Below are 21,932 nucleotides of genomic sequence, written 5' to 3'. Positions count from 1 at the left end.
ATATTAGCCTAAATAGAGTTAATTCCTCTAACATTCAATATCCAACTCTGATCCCATCCTCGTGGAAGAATGATTTGGTCTGCTCCCCCAGAGAGTATTGTTCCAGATTTGGTTATTTGTGGTGCAACCTCTCCTAACTGTAAAACGGTCCCTTTAGGTACAAGAATGGTTGCTTCAAACTGTCTCGTATTTTTCCACTGAGGTAAAAGTGCAGCATCAATTTTAGCCTGTATTCTACTACCTGAGCTAACAGTAGAAACAAAAGAACCATCTATTTTTGCAGTGCCACCAAAAACTCGATACATAGTAATATCCTGTGTGGTCATCACAGTTTTATATTCACTATTAGTGAATGTTGAAGCAAGGGATGGAGGCAAAGGAGATTTTTCAATTTCTCTATATTTGCCTTCCAAGCTACACTTCGTCAACCCCAGCGGATCCACCCAGTTTAACGAGTTCGGAACGTACGCGTAGAGGTTTAATCCCCCAGCAAGCCCCACCGGGTCTGGGCACAGGCAACATCCCTCCCGCGAATCATACTAGCGGTTCAGGTGGTATACCTCCGCCAGAAATGCATCATACTCTAGGATCTTAATCACGCTACCGCCCTACTTTGATAGTTTTTATCTGCACAAAATTATTTTAAATCAATTAGTAATGAAAATACATAATGATTGAGGCATCGTAGTATCCACGTGGATTGGATATGGGATAACGACGAGCTGCATCTGACGGGGGACTGGCTGACGCAGTGTGGCCTGACCAGGCACTGGCGATCAGCGTGATACCCGGCAAGGTGATAATTCAGATTCACTAGGGCAATATGCTTGCCTAGCAACAGATAAAAATGGCAGGGAGCAGATAAAAATAACCGGGGAGATCCAATGATGATCTTCCCGGCTTTTATTTATGGCAGTTTTCTAGCTGTTTTCTTAGTGGCTAATGGTTTCCAAGAGATTAATACTCCGGCCTCACCAAGACACCTATTTACCTCGTCGAGTTCAGTATCCTCAACGGTCCATAGCCACAGATTATTGTTTAACCCTTCAAGGGAACCATAATTTTCATCACTTGATATCCACTCTTTCAAGTTAACATTTCCGATAACAATATCAAGATGATGACTATTAATCACATTAATAGGATAAACCATCCTTAGCATCGTATTTTTATAACGTTCTTGACCTTTAAATCTACCTGGGCACTCTCTTTTAAATAAAGATGCATTTTCATATTGATATATATTAACCATATTATCACCAGTGGCATAATAGAGCGCTTTGGTGACTTTATCAGTACGGTACTTAATACCATATGAATATGGTATATTATCAGACAGTGAACTTAAAAATTCAGTTGTAGCCTTGGAGTCATCAGCTACGCTTGGGCATTGCACATCAATATAATTGAAGCCACCGAACTCATTGGTCATATAACCAAAAGATGCATTCCACGGCTGTGCATCTTTCTGCTCTGAATATATTCTAAATGCGGTAACCGCATTATCCTTTATTTTTTCCTTTAAGTCAGGGAATGATATCTCTACGATGTCGTGATCGCCTAGATGATCACCACTTTTTAACATCTTATAATATCCGGCACCAGTAATAGGCATGCCAATATCGGTAAGTAACTTCTCACCTAGTTCGCATGCAGTTTTTGCGTCTATATTCTCAGTATTATACACAGCCATTCCAGAATACATATATTCCTCTTATATTCCTGAAATTAAGTTATCATGAGAGCCGCCGGGATATTACCGCCACGTACTATTAGCGCAGCCCCAGCCTCCATCTGAAGGGTGACTGGCTCAGGGAGGCGGGATTTGAGACCGGCTGTCCAGTAACGGTGAGGATCGATGAAGGCCGGCTGATCCTCACCGTGGAGCAGCAGACTGGCGGCTGAAAGTAAAAAGCCGGAAGGATCTTGATGATCGCTTCAGGCTTTATTTTTATAATGTGATCGGTTTATAGTCCATTATTTTATCGGCTATTTCTTCAGCGCTAAGATCTTCCTGGAAGATATAATTTGCAGCCTGAGGATCAACAACGCTACTACAAAGCAAGTCAATATCATTATCAGCTTCTTCCTCAGTACCTTCACTGCGCTGTATTTTCTCAATTAACTCGATAAGCTCTTTTCTTTGCATATTCAACCTCAAAAATGATAAGCCCTATCTAACACATCAAGGTGTTATCTTGGGGTAACAACAATAATATTATCAACATCATAGACACCGCCTCCATGTTGAATAGGCGTCCGATGATGAAGAACATAGGATTTGTTTTTCCCATTCCATTGAGTATCGTGAGCTATTGGTGCTTTGCCATCTTTCATCCTGGTAATATTTGAACGGCTAAATTGCTGAGAAAGGTGGGAATCATTTCCTACCTCTTTCCAGACATTTTCTCTGAAGTCGTCAAAAGATTTAAATTGTCTGCCACGTAATTTATCAGCTATTGATGATGGGAATAAGCCAGCATTACCATGAGTACCTCTTAACCATTTCCCTTCAATATTACTGCCTTTTCCCGAGGCAGTTCCGGGCTTACATCTCGTCAGCCCCAGCGGATCAATCCACCCCAGCGGATTCGGCGCATACTGATAAGTATTCAGCCCACCCGCCAACCCAATCGGGTCCAGCTGCGTAAACCGTCCACCCACAGGATCGTAATACCGGAAAAGATTGTAGTGCAGTCCGGTTGATTCGGCACCTGTGGTGCCTCACCCCTTCGGGGCCGTCGCTGAAGCGATGTTCAATTTTGCTGAAGCAAATTAGTCCCGGTCCAGATACTGTCCCTGAAAGCGCAGGTTCTGCTGGACTGACTGATACCCTGTGGTGCTTTCCTGCTCCGTTATCCCCCACGTCGAGAAGCGCCCACGCCACACCACTTCGCCACGATCGTTGGTCATCCGCTCCGGCAGCCCGTTCAGCTCCGTGTGGTACCAGAAAATATCCGACTGTTCACCGAAGGTATCAACCCGGGCAATCGGCTCCCAGCTTCCTTCGCTGTACAGGTACTGCGTGTCACGCTCCGGCGCGGCGCTGCTGCTTTCGCCCACCATCCGCAGCCCGCTCCACAGAAAAGTGACGGTTTCCGCAGCCTTATTATGATGGTGGAGGATTTTCTGCGTTCTTCTGCCCAGTGGATCGTAACGATATTCAACGCGGCTGTAGGCTTTATGGCCTGTGAAGCGCACTTCAGCCACGCGATCCTCATCGTCATAGCTGAAGGACTGCTCCACATCCTCATTCACGGGCTTACGCCAGATTAGTCGCCCAAAACCATCGTAGCGCCAGCGTGCCCCTCTCAGCCTCTGGAGCAGGTTCTGCCAGACTGTCTGTCCGGGTCTGTCCGTCTGGTTACCGGCCGCATCCCAGTGAAAATGCTCTTCCCTGAAACGAGACTGGTTGACACAGTGCGGCTTGACCGGGCAACCGCTAGCGCTCAGCTTGATGCCTGGTAAGGTGGTGATTCAGGTGCAACGAGGTAATATGCAGGAATAGCAACTGATAAAATTAGCCGTAAAGATCCAGAGAGGATTTTTACGGCTTTTATTTATGGTGGTTTTCTCAGTGCTTTTCAATGACTAGCTGTATCGAAGAGATTAACATCCAGCCTCATTCAATAACCTGATCGCCATGAAGAAAAATCAGAAACATATATTTCTTTAAATATCAAATCACTAGGTATATTTTCGATGCTATCCCCGATTTCATCATAAGGTGATGGCAATATAAGTGAAAAGCCAAAATCATCGTCAATAATGACTGAGCCATTAAATATACGTTGCTTTTCATTTGAAGCAATAACCTCTTTCATCGATTGCCCTGTATGTAATATGTTTTTATACTTCCCTTTATATTCTTGATTGCAACCAATTGAGAAGATTAAACCTTCATGATTAGTGGCGATCGTTATAGTTTTATTAATTATATATGCATTCTTTTTACTCCCATCAGGAAGATAGTACTCCTTAACCTCAACCTTAAAAAAGAATACATTTCATCTATAAATGAAGATATATTTTCATTCATACTAATATTACCTAACGAACATCCAGATATTATTTCAGAATTAAAGTTTATCATATTAGAAGCCACCATTTTTTAGCACCCCATCAATATATACTGGAGAGTCTTTAATTAGATCGTAGTTTTTAAATTCACCATTACCGATCCTTCCAAAGAGGGCTACCGTCCAAAGGGCGGTGACCGCACCACGCCGCAGGTGAACATTGCGGGTAAGTGGCTGGCCGAGGCGGGATTTGAGGTGGGCACCGGCGTCAGCCTGAAGGTACTGGACGGCTGTCTGGTGCTGATCCCCTACAGCCGCAAGGAAACGCGACTGCGCCAGGAGCAGGCTCGGCTTGAGCAGCAGCGGCGGGAGATTGAGCAGACCCGGCAACAGGCGCTGGCGCTGCTGGCTCAGGCTGGCGGCTAAAATAAAAGCCGGAAGGATCACCGGGATCGCTTCCGGCTTATTTAACTATAATTCTTTATAGGCTTGTTCTGCATCGATAATTATACTTCCCAACTCAAGGTCAAAGGGCCATTGGTCTGCGATTAAGTGTGCTATCCCAAGTGTCCTTTTATTTTTAGGGGGAATACTATCCGATAATACCTTCTGCAAAGTAATTTCAAATACTTTTATAAACTCACCTATTTGTTGATGTGAGCTTATAGCTAAAACGTTGATATTATTTCCAGCAAGAACTTTGTTCAGTTCATCAATCGCTTTTTTCAACTTAAAAATTGCTTTATCTTTATTATTCATATTTATAAATCTATTAAGTTATTGAGGTCAGAGATGTATTTTTGTATCTGGCCACCCGACAATCCTACTCCTTGAGCTGAGGCTCTACCTTCAAGAATGACCGAACCTGGCGTAACTTTAAATTGAGAAAAATTAGTCATCTGATTCCATTCAGTTTTTACTGCCAGACTTTCTCTTGTCGCAGGGAATGTTTCAAATATATAGCGTCCTCTTGCCTTTGCATTTACCCCATCGAAATATCTTAATCCATATTCTGAATCTGTCGCTTTACGAACCCGAAGGGAATGTATTTCAAAAGATTCTAAAATCTGCTTCCTGAATTTCCGGGGAACACCTTGTTTCTTCAAATAAGCCGAAGCGTCTTTAACGCCCTTATAAGCATCTGAAGAACACCGACTCAACCCCAACGGATCCACCCAGTTCAGCGGGTTCGGCGCATAAGCATAAAGATTCAGCCCACCCGCCAGCCCTATCGGGTCAGGCTGCGTAAAACGTCCACAGTCTGGATCGTAATAACGGAACAGATTGTAGTGAAGCCCTGTCTCCCTGTCCAGATACTGCCCCTGCATCCGCAGGTTCTGCGCAAAGCCCGGTGCTTTCAGTCGCGCTTCACGCAGCAGTTTTCCCCATGCGCCGTTATCACCCTGCCAGCGCGTTTCGCCCTCTTCGTCCGTCAGTTTCTCCGGCGTACCGTTGGGGTGACAGTGAAACCAGTAAATCTCCGGATCGCTGACGCCGTCAATACGCGCCAGCGGTTCGTAACTGGCCTGATCCGCGTAAACGTAGGTCAGCGGGATGTCGTCCTGAATCTCCTGCAGCAGCCGCAGGCCTTCCCAGACAAACCCGGTGGTGCGGGGCTGACCGGCTGGCTCTCCCTGTTTCACCGTCCGGCTGGTCTTGCCGATCCGACGCCCGAGGGGATCGTAACGAAAGCTGACGTACGTCTGGGTGCCGTGCCGCCCTTCCCGTATCACCTCACTGAGCCGGTGCTCGCCGTCATAGCGGTAGCGCCACCGCTCGCCATCGCGGATTTTTTCAACCGTGCGACCGTGGATATCATAGCGGTAGGTCGCGCCGTTAAGGTGGGTGACGCGGTTATGCGACACCCTGTTCGCCCCGGCATCCAGCGGATTCGACGCGGCATCCCAGCGCCACTGCTCGTGGTCCGGCAGGCTTCCGTCCTGTTTCAGCAGCCGGCCTGCAGCATCGTACTGCCACTGACGCCAGGTAAAGGGGTTATCGTCCTGCTCTTCGCGCACGAGGTTATTACAATAGTCATAGTCCCAGCGACGCGACCACTGCCGCGGTGCCGGGCGCTGCTGACCATCGGTAAAGACGTCTCGCTGACGCAGTCGCCCCAGCCGGTCATAGCTGATATGGCTGTTTAGCGTGCCCTGGGCGCGACGGGTCTCACGGTGCAGGCTGTCACGCCGGAAGCTGGTGATCGGCAGGTTGTCCAGCGCGATATTCAGCAGGTGCCCGCTGCCGTAGTAGAGATTGCGCAGCCTGCGCCCGTCGGGCAGCGTGGTGCTGGTGCGGTTGCCCAGCGCATCCCACTCATACTCCACCACGCCCTGCTCACCGGTCTCTTTTACCAGCCGCCCCAGCTTATCCCAGGTGAAGTCCAGCGCCTGCTCGGGTTCACGGGTGACGTTTTCATCATCCAGCGCCGGATGATATGAGGCCTGGAGCAGCTGCCCAGGCTTTGAATAGCTAAAGCGTGTTTCACCGTCCGGGGAACGTCTGCCGGTAACCAGCCCGCGTGGATCGTAACGAAACAGATGGCTAAATGCGTGGGCGGTATCCGCCGCGAAGGTCCGCTCCGCCACGCGGCCACTGGCGTCATAGCCATAGCGTGTAACCACGCCATCCAGCCCGTGCTCTTCAAGCAGCAGGGAATCTGCTCCCCACTTAAAACCGTAGCGTTCACCATTTTCATTTATCAGACCGATCAGGCGACTGCGGGCATCATATTCACGACCCACTTCATCACCCTGCGGGTTGCGTGTGGCAATCAGCCTGCCTGCATCATCATAGCGGAACTGGCTTTCGCGGCCATCTGCCGCCTGATGCGCGATGGGTAAACCCCGTTTGCTCCAGCGCAGCTTCTCTTCCCACCCCTCCGCGCGCTGGAGTGCTAAGGGACGACCGGCGGCATCATATTGATAATGCGTTTCTTCACCGTCTGCGGCGATCTCCGTCATCAGCCAGCCTAGCGGGTGCCAGAGATAGCGCGTGGTAAAACCGGAGCAGTCCATTACCGATATAACCTGACCGGCAGCATTGTAGGCATACTGATTCACACCGCCGAGCGCATCGGTGCGACGGATAACCTGGCCGTAATCATCCCGTTCCAGCTGTTCGCTCAGTCCTTCTGCAGAAAATACCTTTGCCAGACCGTAGCGTTCATCGTAAATAAAACGCGTACCTGAACCGTCGGCCTCAATAATGCCCGTCGGCAGCGCACGCGTCTCCAGCCACTGCGTGGTGCGAACGTTACCGATCGCGTCCTGTTCTTCGACCCGGTTACCCGCCTCGTCATAGCGAAACTTCACCTCATTGCCGAGGGGATCCACCGTGCGGGTCAGCTGCTGATTTTTATCCCAGTCGAAGCGCCAGCTTTCCCCCCTTTCATCAATGTAGCGGGTAACCAGCGCCTGTTCGTTCCAGTAGTGCCGGTGCTCGCGACCGTCAGCGTGAACCACCGATGTCAGGCCCGCCTCAAGGTCATAGGTCATGACGCTGCTGTCGCCGGTGCTGGTTCGCGTTGCCACTACCCGCCAGTCGTCAAAGTACTGCCAGCGATATTCACTGAGCATACCGCCAGGCAGGCGATGCGCGTTCATCAGCCCCTGTTCGTTATAGCTGAACTCTCGCGTAATAACCCCGGCGGCATCGGTCACCGTGGCCAGCTGGCCTGAGTCCGCATAGGTGTAGGTCATCAGCTGCCAGCTTTGTCTGCCGTCAAAATGGCTCAGTGATGTGACCCGCTGAGCAAAACGGATATCGTCGTAGTGAACATGAAGGTCGACAGCCCCGGGTACGTCATAAATACGGTTCAGACGGCCCTCTGCGTCATAATCCATTTCCAGCATATTGCCGTACTCATCGCTGAGCGAGGCCAGCAGCAACAGCTGTGGGTTGGCACGCAGCGGACGATAGAGTCGCCAGACGCTTCCGTCATCATCCGCTATCGCCAGCTCCCCGCCCGGTCCCTGACGGAAGATCAACCCATCGGTGGGGCTGTAGAGCGGCTCATTTTCAGGGGGTAAGGAAAAACGTAATTCACGACCAAATTCATCCCACCACAGGCCGTCGCTGCCATTTACTTCAAGCCGGGTATCGAAAATCGTTGTCCAGCCGCGTCCGAACAGGCCTTCGAGTCCCGAGCGACTGTTGTAGTTACGCTGCCAGTGCAGGGGAAAGCGTCCTGGCAGCGTGAAATCTAGGTCGGTCTGGTCATTAAGCACCTTTGCGCCTGTCGCAGCATGGACCGGATTTGAGGAGGAAAAAACGGCATTGATCAACATATCAGCCGCCATACCACCAATCGCATTGGCAACGACACAGGGCATACTGCGTATGACTTCTCCGGGCCGCCCTCTCAGCAGGGGAAGTAACATCATAACCAGCGCCAGCCCGGGCGTTTTGCCACTTTTTATCTCACGGACAATGACGCTTTCCCCACCGATAATCACATCTGGCGAGACTTTGTCTGCCACCGTTGCTTCGCAGGTTGAACGATCCCCCGCCCGGATGGCAGGCTGCCCGTTAATCAGCACCGACGAGGATCCTTCTGCCAGAAACTGTGGGCCAGCGTGTTTATCACAGGCGATGGTGTCCTGCTGAGTGGGATCGGCATTGGCAACGGGCCCGGCGACCGTGGGTTGCCAGAGGGAGTGAGCGATCTGTCCTGCGCTCCCTAACAGTTCCCGGCCATAATCCATAAAGCTCATTGGAGACTGGCTTTCGGGTACGACCGAAGCGGGCGGAAGCAGCTTCGCGGCGGCTCGGGCAGCCAGTTTTTTATTGGTCAGAACATTTTCGGAACCGCTGGTGATTTTGCCGCTGACCGAAGGGGGGAACAGGAAATCCCCCATGCCGCTGGCGAACTGGGCGATCTTATCGGAGACCCCCGTCACATTTGCCAGCGCGCCGCCAATAATCCCGGTTAGCACGCAGCTTGAGCCCACCGCCGCTACCGCAGTGCTCACAGCCGCCACGCCAGCCAGTGGGGCCGCGGCCACGAGGGCGGCCCCAACGGCAAAACCAATGGCCGCGAAGGCAGCGCCTTCCACCACAATGCTGGTGATATCCGCAAAGATGCTGGAGTGGATGAGATCATCCCCTATCCGGGCAGCAGGTTTATTACTCATAACTCAGGCATCCTGTCCTGGAGGGGTAAGTGACAGGGTATTTTTCAGCGTATTCCAGCGGATATCATCCTCTGCGGTAAAAGGCCGCAGCGCAGAGTAGGTGAAGACCATCAGCGTATTATTGTTCTTTGCCTGGAGGGCGAGCTGGTGCTGGTAAAGTTGCTGGCCATTGCGTTCAAAGTGGCTGGTCACCTCCACGCCGCGAATGTTTCCCTCGCTCCCCACGCTAACCCGGCGAAAGTCAGACTGCACCAGACTGGTCATCTGCGCGCGCATACGATCCCACTGCTGATGGAATTCCCTTTCAAAATCGCTTTCGTCAGGAACGGGCCCACGGCTGACGATCACAGAGATGCCATTTGCCTCATCCCGCAGCACGTTCATACTGTTGTCCAGCCAGTCGCTGGCATGCAGCGAGAAAGATCCTTCATTCAGATGATATTGCATAGGTATTGTCCGCTTTAAAAATAATGAGGGTGCGCAATAAATATTTATTGCGCTTTTATTGCCCACGGTTATCAGTTAATAAGTAGTCTTTGGTCTGCTATCCACGCACCTTTTTGTTAAACCTGAACTTTACTGCCCTGGCTTACGCGTATATCTGGCGTGTAAAAAGAAACCGGGGAGGTAATATTATCCTGCATAAAAATAGCACCGCTTACTTTATTATCATGCTGGGTGTTTTTCCTTTCCAGCGCCATGACGCTATTGTCTTTTTCCTTTATTGCGAGGTAGGAGAGGCGATTACAGGGGCTAGAAATTTACCACATTTATTCACTATGGTGATAATGAAGCTGGGAGTGACTATCTTTCGTGACTTCCCCTAATTGCTTTCATGCAGTTTTAGCGCGTAGCTGACAGGGGCGACAGCATTCTCCTGCTGAGGTGCCTTAATAATCTTCCATACCATGCTTTTTTTAAGGTAAAGATGAGATTTGCCCGCTCAGGAGGAAAAAGCATTTTTATTTTATAATTACCTTCAAGTAATCATTTATGCTATTGGGGAAAAATATAACATCGATAATTGCAGACGCATGTTGAAAAATCCTTTACTTTAGTAAAAATGGGTAACGCTATCCCATCGTGTTTCACTCACATTTATTAAAGGGCTAGAATAGATTCATCACAATCAGAACCAGAGCATATGTCTTATTTGTAATAAGCCAATGAAAGCTTAATATGTGCCGGGTAAAAACCTCTTCTTCCCCAAAATTCACTACTCTCCGTTTTCTATCCTTCGTGTTAACAAAAGGCAACAGCATCTCTTACTTACTGTCTTTTCTCTGGAAATCATTCGCCCGTTCAGCGGTCATTTTGAGATAACAACTATCGCCAACAATCAGGGATAGTGTTCCACCAGGCTCTTGTGATTGAAATGCCTCGCAGTTTTCGTCCCTAAATTTAACCCATGATCGCTGGGCATTCACAAATTTTTTCTTTATGTCACTACTCATTAGTGAAATGTAAGCTTTATAATTGGCGTTTAGTCTTTTGTCCTGGCTGTCAATCTCATCTGCATAACATGCCCTCATACTCACCGTGGCACCTTCCGCCGTTTTCATACACTTATCAAATTACTCAGAATAATCCACTTCTTTAGCCAATGCAGAAGTAGACAGAATGGATATAAGAGTAATAAGTACAATCGATTTCATATCAGTTCCCACCGGATAACATGTCCAATGCACGGCTTTGTTCACTAACATATCTTCCCGCCAAATCTGCCTTACCATTGGCATCCAGGGAAGATAAAATATTTACATAGTCAGTTCTGTTTTTATAGAGTTGAGAAATAAATTTCTGATCAAAGTCGAGACTATCCACGTTTGTTGTCGACTTTATATCGTTAATAGTGTCTGCCAGGATCTTTGGCGCCCACCATGATGTACCGAAGTTGACCATACTGCATCCTGAACTGCGGCACTCCTTGATGATAAATCAACCTCTGTTGTTTTTAGTACCTTAGCCAAAGTTGGATATTCAGGGTCAGCGTTGATAATAAGGCGCCATCCGCCGCCAAATTCTGGCCCTCCCAGCTACCAGAAAATGGCCCCCTCAGCACTGGCATAGACACTGGCTAAGCCGGACAGCAGGAGCAGAGTGGAAAAACCAGTTTCATTTTATGATGACCTTTGAGCAATCAGTGATGCTATGAGGGAAATAGATAGCATCGATCAATGCTGGCGTTCTTTGAAATTTTATTTATAAATAACTATTCTATTTAGAGTCAAATATCACTCTTTTAAGGCAGTCAGGCTTCGCTTCAGAAAAGCTAAAAGTTACAAATAACCCCTTTTCATCAGGATTAGATGAAAAACTTGTCGTTTCTTCCAGAGAACGGCCAGTTGGCATGCCTGATAATACTAATCCCTTATACTTTTTATGCACATCTTCTCTGGATATGCATTTTCCCGAGACCTCAAAAGAGAGAAAAGCAGGTGTAGGCGCTGTATCTTTACTGACTCTGAGATCTACGCTATCAATTTTTATCCCATCTTGTAGGGGAAAACCCCCGCCGATGAAAAAACGCGTATGTGCCGTCTCATGTTCAAGTAATAAGGGATTACTGAAGGAACGCATCATCTCATCCTGAGTTTTAATTAAGTTAACCTTCATGTTATCAACAAATGTCCAAAAATTGACATGTTTCATATTCCCTCCCCAGGCCACATTAACGAATGAAATACATAAAAACGCTGCATAAACCATCTTACTTTGACGGATAATTCTTATCATACCACCCTCCATAATAGTCCTCATAACTTTCTTTGGTTGTGGATGTCACTTCCCCTTTCCCAAAAATTCTTCCAATCTTCTCTTCTGCCGTAACTCTGCTGATGGTCTTATCCGATAACTGATCATAGATTTTATTGTAGCTTGCCTGATTAGAAGTGTTTCCTGCTATGCCAATGTCATTACCTCCATTCTTCAGAATTTCCCTTTGTACTTCGATGTTCTTTAATGTGGCCGCTCCTTCGTCACTCAATGCACTATTTAAGTAAGCATCTCGCGAAGAGAGATCGGTTCGGGGAGTATAAAGTGCATGACCTGTTTCATGAGACAATGACTGCACAACATTTTCAGGATTTGAAATTTTATTGCTGTCGATCTTGATAACTTTATTATTTCTATCGGCGAATGTTCCCTTACCGGCAGCACCTTCTTTTATTGACCATTTCTGTTTATCAAGCGTCTCAAGATCTTTGCTGAGAGTTGGAGATTTATTGACCAGATTGTCTACGTCTTTGCCAAAAGGGGTCAACATCGTTTCAGGCGTTTTAGTTGCACCCTGATGCTCTTGTGCCGGATTTGGAGACGGCGCTACCGCCTCACTCCCCTTTTTTGCCGGGAACTGCGCCTCCACCGCGCTTTTGATATACCCTTTGTGTCCAGCGCCGGGTGCCTCAGTGGCTGCTCCCGTGCCGTCATTCAGGTTCAGCTTGCCGCCGCTGGTGTTGATATAGCCCGAACCATTAACAAAGATATTGAATCCTTTCCCGATCATATTGATCTGCCCCGCCGCCGTCAGCTCAATAGCGCTCTCACCGCATTCTAAGCGTAACTTAGTCCCTGACGCCAGAACGTATTCTTCCACCACCGCATCTTCTTTTTTGCTCCCGGTCAGAAGGGTTTCATTCACTTTTACGCTATGCGTCCGGTTCGCTTCCACCCGGTGCGATTCATCCCGCCCCACATAGTGAGAGTGATTCTGCCCCACGCTATGAGAAGCATCGTTTTTCACCTGGGTATCCATATTCTTCTGCGCCTGGATCCACACCTGCTCCTCCCCCGCTTTATCCTCGAAGCGCAGGGCGTTGGCGTTGTCCGGCGAGCCATCCTTACTCCGGCTCAAAAAACCCATCTGCGTTGCAGCCGCAGGCAGCGCCCACGGCGGCATGCTCGCTTCGTTGTACACCCGGCCGGTGACAATCGGCCTGTCCGGATCTCCGTTGATAAAGTCGATCACCACCTCGTCGCCCACCCGCGGGATCTGCACCCCGCCGAAGCCCTGTCCCGCCCAGGCGCTGGAGACGCGCACCCAGCAGGAGCTGGTGTCGTCCCCTTTCGCCAGCCGGTCCCAGTGGAATTTCACCTTGATGCGGCCATATTTATCGGTCCAGATCGACTCGCCCTGCGGCCCCACCACCTTCGCGGTCTGCGGGCCGTGGGTGCGCGGCCACGGCGTGCGCGGTTCAGCGCGGAAGGTGATGTCCGACGGGATCACCTGCACCGCAATGCTGTGGGTGGTGCTGCTGTCGTCGCCGCTGGCGTAGCGGTTCTCTTCAAAGGTGTAGATCGCTTCGGTGGTCAGGTATTCGCCGTTGTCGCTGAAGAAGGGCGCGTTCAGCAGGGTGAAGGTGTTGCCCGGCGCCAGCCCCAGCGCGGTGCCGCGGGCGGCGATCTGCTGGTGCTCCACCTGCCATCCCTCCTGACGGATGCGGGCGTAGAACTCGCCGTGGTCGTGGTCCACAAAGTGTCCCGGCCAGTCGTAGACGTCTATCTGCCCCGGCGACGGCGAGGCCGGGTTCTGCCGCGCCTGGAACATCCACGCGTTTGGCTTGCGGAAGTCGTAGTCGTCGATGCTGTACAGCCCCGGCGTCACCTTATCCTCCAGGCTCCACTGGCTTATCCCCTCCTCACTGGTGCTGCCCCCGGAGGGCGTGACGTGATAGGGAATGGCCTCGTAGCCCGCAAACGGCTGGTGCTGCTGCGCGCTGTCCATCAGCACCAGGGTATGTTTGTCCGCTTCGTGGCGGAAGAAGTAGTAAATGCCCTCCAGCTCCATCAGGCGGCTGATAAAATTAAAGCTGCTCTCCTGATACTGAACGCTGTACTCCCACACCCGGTAGCTGCCGGTCAGCCGGTCCTCGACGTTCACACCGTACTCACGCAGCAGCGTTTTGATGCTCTCCGGCGCGGTCTGGTTCTGGAAGATACGCAGGTTGCGGTCGCGCTTCATCGGCCACAGGTCCGGCTCCATGGTCAGGCGGTAGACCGCGTAGCGGGTGCCGCTCAGCTCGGTGCTGCTGACCGCCATGCGGGTGATTTTGCCATTCAGATAGCGGGTGCCGCCCGTCAGCCCCCCGGTGGGGATGGAGACGGTAAGCGGCTGGCCGAGCAGCGCCTTGCGCTCAATGCGCGCATCGGTGCTCAGCAGCTCCACGGTTATCTCAAAGGCGTGCGAGAGAGCTTCTCTGCCGCTCAGTTTCCAGAACAGCAGGCCCGCGACGGGCAGCTGGACGGTGATACGATCAAACATAGTGATTTCCCTGACTGGCCGCGCCCACCGGTCGGGCGCGGTAGTGATTAGCTTTGCGGATCCAGCAGCCATACGCCTGCACGATCGACGCTGATATGAACTTAAGGCTGTGGCTTGCGCTATAGATCTTTAACCCGCGATCAGCAAGTAACGTTTATAAGGTTGTTGCGGCAAAAAGTGTTATTTAGTATAAGAACAGCGGATCTCTTTCCTGATAGTGGTCAGAGGAAAGCAGGGATGCTGCGGTATAATACGCAGCATTCAAAAAAACATCAGGATATTTACTCTTGAGGGTAGCCTTATTTATTTTATAATGATTTTTATGAGGCAACCTGACTTCAACCTCTGTCCTCATCTGAGGCGCTACAAATAAGGAACTAAAGAGTTAATAGAAAAATAACACTGAAGCCTTGATTTTTTGCATATAACTAAGAGGTGGAAAAAATCTACTGATCTTTACTGTGTTAAATCCTGCCATCATTAGATTTAGAAATTAAATTTGTGAACCATAGAATCATACATTGCCTATAAACCTTGATCACCTCTATTCTTTTTCAGAGCATCCCCAGAAATAGCGAGGCTTATCTTTTTTCAACATAACTAAATTCTTATGTTATAACACGAAACCTTGGTAAAATAGAAAGCATTACACTCTATTGAAATTAAAGAAAAAAACTTTCATTAAAACTGAAATTTATATCCCAAAATGAAAAACACATGTGAGATTTTCATATCATTTTATGTTACGTCTATGTCTTTTAATATACTTAACATCTTCTTCATGCGGGAGAATAACTTTCATTCCACTGGAGATTTTTGAAGAAATATAATTGACATTTGAAAGTTTTATCGCTAATTCTGGCTCGGTAGAATCAAACTCTTTATAAGCCAATACACCAAGATTCATCGCATGCAATTTACTTTTGTCCTTCCCGGCCCCAGTCAATATAGACTGAAGAAAATTTAATTGATCAAGCGCCATCATGTAAAGACTAAATCTTTATTATTTTTTAGTCTCATTTCCGTAATTAAAATGGCGTCATTGATATAATCCAGAGCTGTATAATCATTCATTTATTTACCCAAATCTGAATACGTTCTTCGGCAACCCGCCGAATATCCGCAAGGCAATCTACACCACTAACGCCATCGATTAACTGAAAAACGTAATCCGTCGGCGATAAAGAAACGCAAAGTGTTCCCGACAGACGTTTAGTGCGCAAGGTTATTTATCTTGCTATCAGGGATTCTTCAAAAAAAGGTGTATGTCGTTCCAGAACTGGCGACTGGCAATGAGTCGTTTTATTATCGAGTTAGGTGACCGCCTGAGCGATCACCTTTAATTCAGCCGCTGTTACACAGGGTTATTTACAGTTTTTTTAAACCCCCTCTGTATTCCTGTGATTTTTGCCCCCCCAGATCCCCGTAATTTAAGAACTCATATGACTTTATTATAGATCTTGATGCGGTTCCCTTTATTAATTTTTTATCCTAATAACAAAGAACTACCCCTCCTGTTAATAGTAAACTAACCATATAGCCCGCTTAATTTATTTCCCGGGATTATGTGGAACTGTTGGCGGTTATTATTACAACATCTGAGCTATACATAAATTTACTTGCTATATAAACCACTCCACCACCATTAAATCAGCAAGGAATCTCAAGGATTTTATCATCCGGTTGGGAGTACTTCATAACGGATTTTCGCGCAGGAAGGAGTAGATAAGGAATAATTTCCTTATCTTTATTATTTGGATATTCTTTTTTTAACTCACCTGCAAGTAACTCGACATCGCTGCAAAAACATAGTTTTTGTATTTCATCGTCACTTAGCCTAAAACTTCTGAAAACATCCATCTGAGAAAAATTATTATACTCTGAAAAAACGATCGTAATAATAAAGTCATCGCCTGATTTATAAAAGTCGAACTCCCATTTTTTTCCATATAATAAAATCACATCATTCATATAGCTCTCCCGTTGTCATATCGTAAACTTTATAATCAATTCCTTCGACCATATTTTTCGTCGAAATAATAGCCTCGGGTTTTCCTGTAGGTAAACGACCACCAGGCAACCATTGATCGTTCACACCAAACTCGTTCCCTGAAGGCATCCTAATGTTATACTTTTCAGTTGGCAGAAAATCAACTCTTAACAATTGGCCGCTTTCTAATTGCTCTTGTGAAACCCCTAACTGCTCAGCCATTTTAGAGGTATTACCAGCTGACTCAATGATTACTTTTGTAGTTCCCTCTTTAGAACCAACAAATTCACTTTGCCATGGATCAGGCTTACCAAGCCCATATTGATCGTATGCATCTTTTAGTACGATTCTCGATGAACCATTTTCAAACTCTTTCAAATGATTGTCTATGTACTCTTTCGGTAGATATGTTTCGGGATCGGGCCTTGTCCCTTTTTCCATTTCCAGAATTTCATCAAACTTCGCTTTGCTGATCGGTACACCATTGGTGTGCTCATAACGACCAATACTGCGCCAGCTATCGAACTTTGCCCCGCCTTTGCCACCCGCAGCACCGCCAATCAAACCGCCAGCTAGCATTGACCACTTCTGACCATTACTGCCTTCGCCAAAGAGTCTGCCGCCGATATAACTTCCGGCATAGCCGCCACCCAGTGCGCCGAAAGTACTTAGAATAGCGATAGCCGGGGAAGCCAGAACACCTATCGCTGCCGCACCAATGCCCAGCATCACCCAGTTTACCCAACCCGGTATTTCCGGGCTTATATCGTCCGTTTGTCGCTTGCTGCCACCGATAAAAACATTAAAAGATCCTGAAAAAATCTCGGCGCTACAGGTCAGACGATCGCCGATGCGTGCGGCAGGGAAGTCGTTGATATAGACCTTAATCGATCCTTCTGCAACCCGCTGCTTTGAACCACTGTGCTCATCACATTCTCCGGTTGATAAATGGGCCCGGATCGCAGCGCGATCGTTAATGATCACATTTGGGGAGCCATCAGACAGTTTTCCTGTCAAATGCCTTGGAGCCCAGGACATGCTGCCAAGCACTTCACCAACACCGCCAGCAGCGGTTGCTCCAGCGGCCGCTGCCGCGGTTACCACGACTAATGCCGCGCCACCGGTTACTACGACGGCAGCCGCCCCTAAAATGGCCCCTCCAATCAATCCGGCAATCATCCAGGTTTTTGAGGCACTGTGGGCTATGTCATCAAGTTCGCGGGCCGCATTAAACTCGCTCATGGATCAAACATCCCCGTTTGCCTGGATAAAGGCAGCGATGGCTTCGGCCGTATTAAGCATTGAGGAACCCTTTATCGACCTGCATACCAACATGACTGAAGACATCTGTTGAGCTCTTTTGGGTGAGGTTGTCCATAATGCATAGCGTGTTGTTTCCTGCTCCCGCGCTTTAGGCAAAGGAGCGATGTGCAGAGGATGGCCGGCTGCATCGTAAAACAGATACGCTCCATTTAAAGCCCGCTGTAAATCAATATGCTGGTAAAGACCATTTAGCGTTTCAAAAACAAACAGTTCTTTGCTGTCATTATCCAGTGCAAAATAGACTTTTTCACTGGTCGCTGACAGAGGTTGAGAGATAAAATCATCTTTTCCCTCCTGGCGGAAACGGATGCTGTTGATGATCGTGTCATATTGTTTTTGATAATATTCATCGAAACTATCCGGACAGGTTCCAATAAAACAGACCATCTTCCTTCCCTGTCTTTCCTCATTAAGCAAGACGACAGATTGCTTCTGCCAGATAGCTGCATGACCATTTTTAAAATGGTAAAAAAGTTCTGTTGCAGGCTGTCCATCGATCAAAACTGGTTGTGATGACGCCAGGACAAACCCCTGCAGAGTGACTGTCATTTCTTTGACTAATCGTGATGAAATGCTCTGTAAAGTGTCATCACTTTTTGCAGTTGCTCTTGAAACGACGAAAGTAAATTCGCTGGCATTATTCTCACTCAGCGTAAACAGATTCATTGTGCGATCTTTGAATACATCAGGTAACTCAACAGAGGCTTCCTGAAGTTGATATTTAGCCATATATCCTCCCTGACAGGTTATTTTTTCGCAAAATAGTTATTTAACTGTGTTTGAATCTTTTCCTTATGTCCTTCACCTGGAGCCATTGTAGCTGCCTTGCCATTTGAAGGGTTCAGATATAACTCTTCACCGGTATTAATCTCACCCGTTTTATCTACAGTTACATTGAAATTGATACCTGTGATATTAATATTGCCATCCTCTTTTAATTCAATAACGCTCTTGCCACATTCCAGCCTGATTGATGTCCCTGACCCCAGTACATAGGCACCCAAAGCATTATCTGTTCGTGTATTACCGGTGAGCAGGGTGGCGCTTCCTTTTACCCCAACATCTTGATCCTCGACGACACGATACTGTTCACTGGCTCCAACATAGTGAGAGTGATTCTGCCCCACGCTATGAGAAGCATCGTTCTTCACGTGGGTATCCATATTCTTCTGCGCCTGGATCCACACCTGCTCCTCCCCCGCTTTATCCTCGAAGCGCAGGGCGTTGGCGTTGTCCGGCGAGCCATCCTTACTCCGGCTCAAAAAACCCATCTGCGTCGCGGCGGCCGGCAGCGCCCACGGCGGCATGCTCGCTTCGTTGTACACCCGGCCGGTGACGATCGGCCTGTCCGGATCTCCGTTGATAAAGTCGATCACCACCTCGTCGCCCACCCGCGGGATCTGCACCCCGCCGAAGCCCTGTCCCGCCCAGGCGCTGGAGACGCGCACCCAGCAGGAGCTGGTGTCGTCCCCTTTCGCCAGCCGGTCCCAGTGGAATTTCACCTTGATGCGGCCATATTTATCGGTCCAGATCGACTCGCCCTGCGGCCCCACCACCTTCGCGGTCTGCGGGCCGTGGGTGCGTGGCCACGGCGTGCGCGGTTCGGCGCGGAAGGTGATGTCCGACGGGATCACCTGCACCGCAATGCTGTGGGTGGTGCTGCTGTCGTCGCCGCTGGCGTAGCGGTTCTCTTCAAAGGTGTAGATCGCTTCGGTAGTCAGGTATTCGCCGTTGTCGCTGAAGAAGGGCGCGTTCAGCAGGGTGAAGGTGTTACCCGGCGCCAGCCCCAGCGCGGTGCCGCGGGCGGCGATCTGCTGGTGCTCCACCTGCCACCCCTCCTGACGGATGCGGGCGTAGAACTCGCCGTGGTCGTGGTCCACAAAGTGTCCCGGCCAGTCGTAGACGTCTATCTGCCCCGGCGACGGCGAGGCCGGGTTCTGCCGCGCCTGGAACATCCATGCGTTTGGCTTGCGGAAGTCGTAGTCGTCGATGCTGTACAGCCCCGGCGTCACCTTATCCTCCAGGCTCCACTGGCTGATCCCCTCCTCACTGGTGCTGCCCCCGGAGGGCGTGACGTGATAGGGAATGGCCTCGTAGCCCGCAAATGGCTGGTGCTGCTGCGCGCTGTCCATCAGCACCAGGGTATGTTTGTCCGCTTCGTGGCGGAAGAAGTAGTAAATGCCCTCCAGCTCCATCAGGCGGCTGATAAAATTAAAGCTGCTCTCCTGATACTGTACGCTGTACTCCCACACCCGGTAGCTGCCGGTCAGCCTGTCCTCGACGTTCACACCGTACTCGCGCAGCAGCGTTTTGATGCTCTCCGGCGCGGTCTGGTTCTGGAAGATACGCAGGTTGCGGTCGCGCTTCATCGGCCACAGGTCCGGCTCCATGGTCAGGCGGTAGACCGCGTAGCGGGTGCCGCTCAGCTCGGTGCTGCTGACCGCCATGCGGGTGATTTTGCCATTCAGATAGCGGGTGCCGCCCGTCAGCCCCCGGGTAGGGATGGAGACGGTAAGCGGCTGGCCGAGCAGCGCCTTGCGCTCAATGCGCGCATCGGTGCTCAGCAGCTCCACGGTTATCTCAAAGGCGTGCGAGAGAGCCTCTCTGCCGCTCAGTTTCCAGAACAGCAGGCCCGCGACGGGCAGCTGGACGGTGATACGATCAAACATAGTGATTTCCCTGACTGGCCGCGCCCACCGGTCGGGCGCGGTAGTGATTAGCTTTGCGGATCCAGCAGCCATACGCCTGCACGATCGACGCTGATGCGCTGATCGCGGGTTTTACCCTCGTTGCTGATGCTGAAACGGTAGTCACCCGGCGGCAGTTGCAGCATGGCGAAGCCATTCGGCGAGGGGACCAGCGCCTGCGGGTTACCGTTCATCGCGACCTTGTCGCCCGGCAGCAGCTTAATGTAAACCTGGGCAACGGGCTCCGGCGGCGGTGGTGCCACCGGCGCTTCAGCAGGCTGGCTGGCCTGCTCAGCAGACGCCGCACTGCCTGCCAGTTCCGTCGGCTGCTGCGTCGCAGCGGGCGCCTGGGCGGAAGAAGACGCGGTCTGCGCCTGAGTGGTTTGCGCCTGAGTGGTCTCAGCCTGAGACGGCCGATCGCTTCCCCCGCCCCCGGCCATCATCGCCCCCACGCCGATCCCCACCAGCACCCCGGCAGCAATCAGTCCCGGTACGATAAAGCGTTTTAGCGTGGTCGCCTGCGGCGAGGCCTCCGCCGCTGCCTCGACCGGCACCAGCATGGTGCCCGGGCCGTTTACTTTGACCTCGTGGATCTCATTGATATCGGTAGGTGACAGCTCCATCAGCGCCGCCAGCGCATCCACAGTCTGCGGACGATCTTCCGGCTGTAGCGCCAGCGCACGGTCAATCGCGTTCAGCAGCGGCAGGGAGTAGCCCGCCGGACGCAGCTTCACCAGCGGCTGGTAGCTGTCCTCAATGCTGCGCACCACGCTCACCGGCGGCGGTGAGCCGACGATCAGCGTATGCAGCACCGCGCCCAGCGCGTAGATATCGGTCCAGGTACCCTGCTCGCTTTCGTTATCGTCGCTGTACTGCTCAATCGGCGCGAAGCCGGGTTTGAGCATGGTTTCCGTTTCATCGGACAGGTTACCGATCGCCTTACGCGCCGAGCCGAAATCCAGCAGCACCGGTACGCCATTCTCCTGGATCTGGATGTTATCCAGCGAGATATCGCGGTGCAGATACCCCTCCTGATGAATGGTATTGATCGCCCCGAACAGCGGCGGCAGCAGGCTGCGGATCCAGGCTTCGCTGATCATCTCCGGCCGCCGGCTGTGCAGCTGAGAGAGCGTGGTGCCGGTATAGAACGCGGTGCCCATATAGGCGGTGTCGTTCTGCACCCAGAAGCGCAGGACGTGCAGCAGGTTCGGATGGTTGAAGCGGGCCAGCAGCCGGGCTTCCTGAATAAAGCTGTTCAGGCCGGCGTGGAAGGTTTTGCTGAAGCGATCGCTGCGCAGAACCAGCGTCAGGTCATCGTTACGCACCGCCAGCGAGGCGGGCATAAACTCCTTGATGGCGATGGTGCGTTCAAGCTGATGATCCCAGGCGCGGTAGACAATGCCAAAGCCGCCACCGCCAATCACTTCCTTGATTTCAAACTCGTTAAAGCGGTAGCCCACCGGCAAAGCGTTGGGTACCGCGTGCGGATTATCGTGTTCTGACATATTGGACAACTCT

The 21,932-nt window shown here is 50.3% G+C and carries 19 protein-coding genes and 3 pseudogenes; 4 read left to right on the top strand and 18 right to left on the bottom strand.

The features are described from left to right. Positions 1 to 8: 8 nt before the first annotated feature. Together AAGR22_RS03690 and AAGR22_RS03685 are read right to left on the bottom strand one after the other, a co-directional pair. Complete coding sequence (locus AAGR22_RS03690; RefSeq protein ID WP_231877694.1) at positions 9 to 413, bottom strand: hypothetical protein; 405 nt, start codon at positions 411 to 413, stop codon at positions 9 to 11. 494 nt (positions 414 to 907) lie between these two features. Next, a complete protein-coding gene (locus AAGR22_RS03685) occupies positions 908 to 1,705 on the bottom strand; it encodes a hypothetical protein (RefSeq protein WP_345830350.1) in 798 nt (265 codons plus the stop codon). Between the two features lie 2 nt (positions 1,706 to 1,707). Between AAGR22_RS03685 and AAGR22_RS03680 the strand changes: the two are divergent. Next, positions 1,708 to 1,878, top strand: a pseudogene (locus AAGR22_RS03680) (SymE family type I addiction module toxin); the annotation flags it as partial. 73 nt (positions 1,879 to 1,951) lie between these two features. Here AAGR22_RS03680 and AAGR22_RS03675 read toward each other — a convergent pair. Next, positions 1,952 to 2,149, bottom strand: coding sequence for a hypothetical protein (locus AAGR22_RS03675; RefSeq protein WP_067710477.1), 198 nt, complete (start codon positions 2,147 to 2,149; stop codon positions 1,952 to 1,954). A gap of 44 nt (positions 2,150 to 2,193) precedes the next feature. Further along, positions 2,194 to 3,408: pseudogene (locus AAGR22_RS03670) on the bottom strand (RHS repeat-associated core domain-containing protein); the annotation flags it as partial. 4 nt (positions 3,409 to 3,412) lie between these two features. On the opposite strand from AAGR22_RS03670, the gene AAGR22_RS03665 reads away from it, so the two are divergent. Next, on the top strand, positions 3,413 to 3,508 hold the full coding sequence (locus AAGR22_RS03665; protein ID WP_345830348.1) for a hypothetical protein: 96 nt from the start codon (positions 3,413 to 3,415) through the stop codon (positions 3,506 to 3,508). Positions 3,509 to 3,626: 118 nt separating this feature from the next. Here the strand turns inward: AAGR22_RS03665 and AAGR22_RS03660 are convergent, their stop codons facing one another. Beyond that, positions 3,627 to 3,824, bottom strand: a complete 198-nt coding sequence (locus tag AAGR22_RS03660) for a hypothetical protein (protein WP_345830346.1) — start codon at positions 3,822 to 3,824, stop codon at positions 3,627 to 3,629. Positions 3,825 to 4,151: 327 nt separating this feature from the next. On the opposite strand from AAGR22_RS03660, the gene AAGR22_RS03655 reads away from it, so the two are divergent. Then, the gene (locus AAGR22_RS03655; RefSeq protein WP_082804232.1) at positions 4,152 to 4,445 is read left to right on the top strand and encodes a SymE family type I addiction module toxin; all 294 of its coding nucleotides are present in this window, start codon (positions 4,152 to 4,154) and stop codon (positions 4,443 to 4,445) included. Positions 4,446 to 4,490: 45 nt separating this feature from the next. Here the strand turns inward: AAGR22_RS03655 and AAGR22_RS03650 are convergent, their stop codons facing one another. The 8 genes from AAGR22_RS03650 to AAGR22_RS03615 form a co-directional block, all read right to left on the bottom strand. Beyond that, complete coding sequence (locus AAGR22_RS03650) at positions 4,491 to 4,778, bottom strand: hypothetical protein (RefSeq protein WP_067710481.1); 288 nt, start codon at positions 4,776 to 4,778, stop codon at positions 4,491 to 4,493. Between the two features lie 2 nt (positions 4,779 to 4,780). Next, entirely contained in the window at positions 4,781 to 9,154 is a 4,374-nt protein-coding gene (locus AAGR22_RS03645) for an RHS repeat-associated core domain-containing protein (protein WP_345830345.1), read from the bottom strand. 3 nt (positions 9,155 to 9,157) lie between these two features. Next, entirely contained in the window at positions 9,158 to 9,601 is a 444-nt protein-coding gene (locus AAGR22_RS03640; protein ID WP_067710485.1) for a DcrB-related protein, read from the bottom strand. Between the two features lie 818 nt (positions 9,602 to 10,419). Beyond that, complete coding sequence (locus AAGR22_RS03635; RefSeq protein WP_345830342.1) at positions 10,420 to 10,716, bottom strand: lysozyme inhibitor LprI family protein; 297 nt, start codon at positions 10,714 to 10,716, stop codon at positions 10,420 to 10,422. A gap of 94 nt (positions 10,717 to 10,810) precedes the next feature. Then, positions 10,811 to 11,056: a hypothetical protein gene (locus AAGR22_RS03630; RefSeq protein WP_067710487.1), complete on the bottom strand. Its 246-nt coding sequence runs from the start codon at positions 11,054 to 11,056 to the stop codon at positions 10,811 to 10,813. A gap of 315 nt (positions 11,057 to 11,371) precedes the next feature. After that, a complete protein-coding gene (locus tag AAGR22_RS03625; protein ID WP_156485058.1) occupies positions 11,372 to 11,890 on the bottom strand; it encodes a hypothetical protein in 519 nt (172 codons plus the stop codon). Next, on the bottom strand, positions 11,865 to 14,414 hold the full coding sequence (tssI, locus tag AAGR22_RS03620) for a type VI secretion system tip protein TssI/VgrG (RefSeq protein WP_345830337.1): 2,550 nt from the start codon (positions 14,412 to 14,414) through the stop codon (positions 11,865 to 11,867). Before tssI (AAGR22_RS03620) ends, AAGR22_RS03625 begins: the two co-directional genes overlap by 26 nt. A 733-nt stretch (positions 14,415 to 15,147) precedes the next feature. Further along, positions 15,148 to 15,399: an immunity protein Tsi6 family protein gene (locus AAGR22_RS03615; protein ID WP_345830335.1), complete on the bottom strand. Its 252-nt coding sequence runs from the start codon at positions 15,397 to 15,399 to the stop codon at positions 15,148 to 15,150. 94 nt (positions 15,400 to 15,493) lie between these two features. Between AAGR22_RS03615 and AAGR22_RS03610 the strand changes: the two are divergent. Further along, positions 15,494 to 15,757, top strand: a pseudogene (locus AAGR22_RS03610) (transposase); the annotation flags it as partial. 307 nt (positions 15,758 to 16,064) lie between these two features. Here the strand turns inward: AAGR22_RS03610 and AAGR22_RS03605 are convergent. Genes AAGR22_RS03605 through AAGR22_RS03585 form a run of 5 tightly spaced genes read right to left on the bottom strand, consistent with a single transcriptional unit; the run spans position 16,065 to position 21,919 of the window. Beyond that, on the bottom strand, positions 16,065 to 16,385 hold the full coding sequence (locus tag AAGR22_RS03605; RefSeq protein ID WP_345830333.1) for a hypothetical protein: 321 nt from the start codon (positions 16,383 to 16,385) through the stop codon (positions 16,065 to 16,067). Further along, entirely contained in the window at positions 16,378 to 17,646 is a 1,269-nt protein-coding gene (locus AAGR22_RS03600) for a PAAR domain-containing protein (RefSeq protein WP_345830331.1), read from the bottom strand. The genes AAGR22_RS03605 and AAGR22_RS03600 overlap by 8 nt, the downstream gene beginning before the upstream one ends. A gap of 3 nt (positions 17,647 to 17,649) precedes the next feature. Next, positions 17,650 to 18,456: a DcrB-related protein gene (locus AAGR22_RS03595; protein WP_345830329.1), complete on the bottom strand. Its 807-nt coding sequence runs from the start codon at positions 18,454 to 18,456 to the stop codon at positions 17,650 to 17,652. A 17-nt stretch (positions 18,457 to 18,473) separates the two neighbouring features. After that, complete coding sequence (gene tssI / locus AAGR22_RS03590) at positions 18,474 to 20,396, bottom strand: type VI secretion system tip protein TssI/VgrG (protein WP_345830327.1); 1,923 nt, start codon at positions 20,394 to 20,396, stop codon at positions 18,474 to 18,476. A 47-nt stretch (positions 20,397 to 20,443) separates the two neighbouring features. After that, positions 20,444 to 21,919 carry a serine/threonine-protein kinase gene (locus AAGR22_RS03585; RefSeq protein WP_067703750.1) on the bottom strand — a complete coding sequence of 492 codons (1,476 nt, stop codon included), beginning with the start codon at positions 21,917 to 21,919 and terminating at the stop codon, positions 20,444 to 20,446. Positions 21,920 to 21,932 lie beyond the last annotated feature (13 nt).

This window comes from Erwinia sp. HDF1-3R (assembly GCF_039621855.1).
Lineage (GTDB): Bacteria > Pseudomonadota > Gammaproteobacteria > Enterobacterales > Enterobacteriaceae > Erwinia.
The sequence above is the reverse complement of the archived record's forward strand: the minus strand, read 5'-3'. Positions and strand labels throughout refer to the sequence as shown.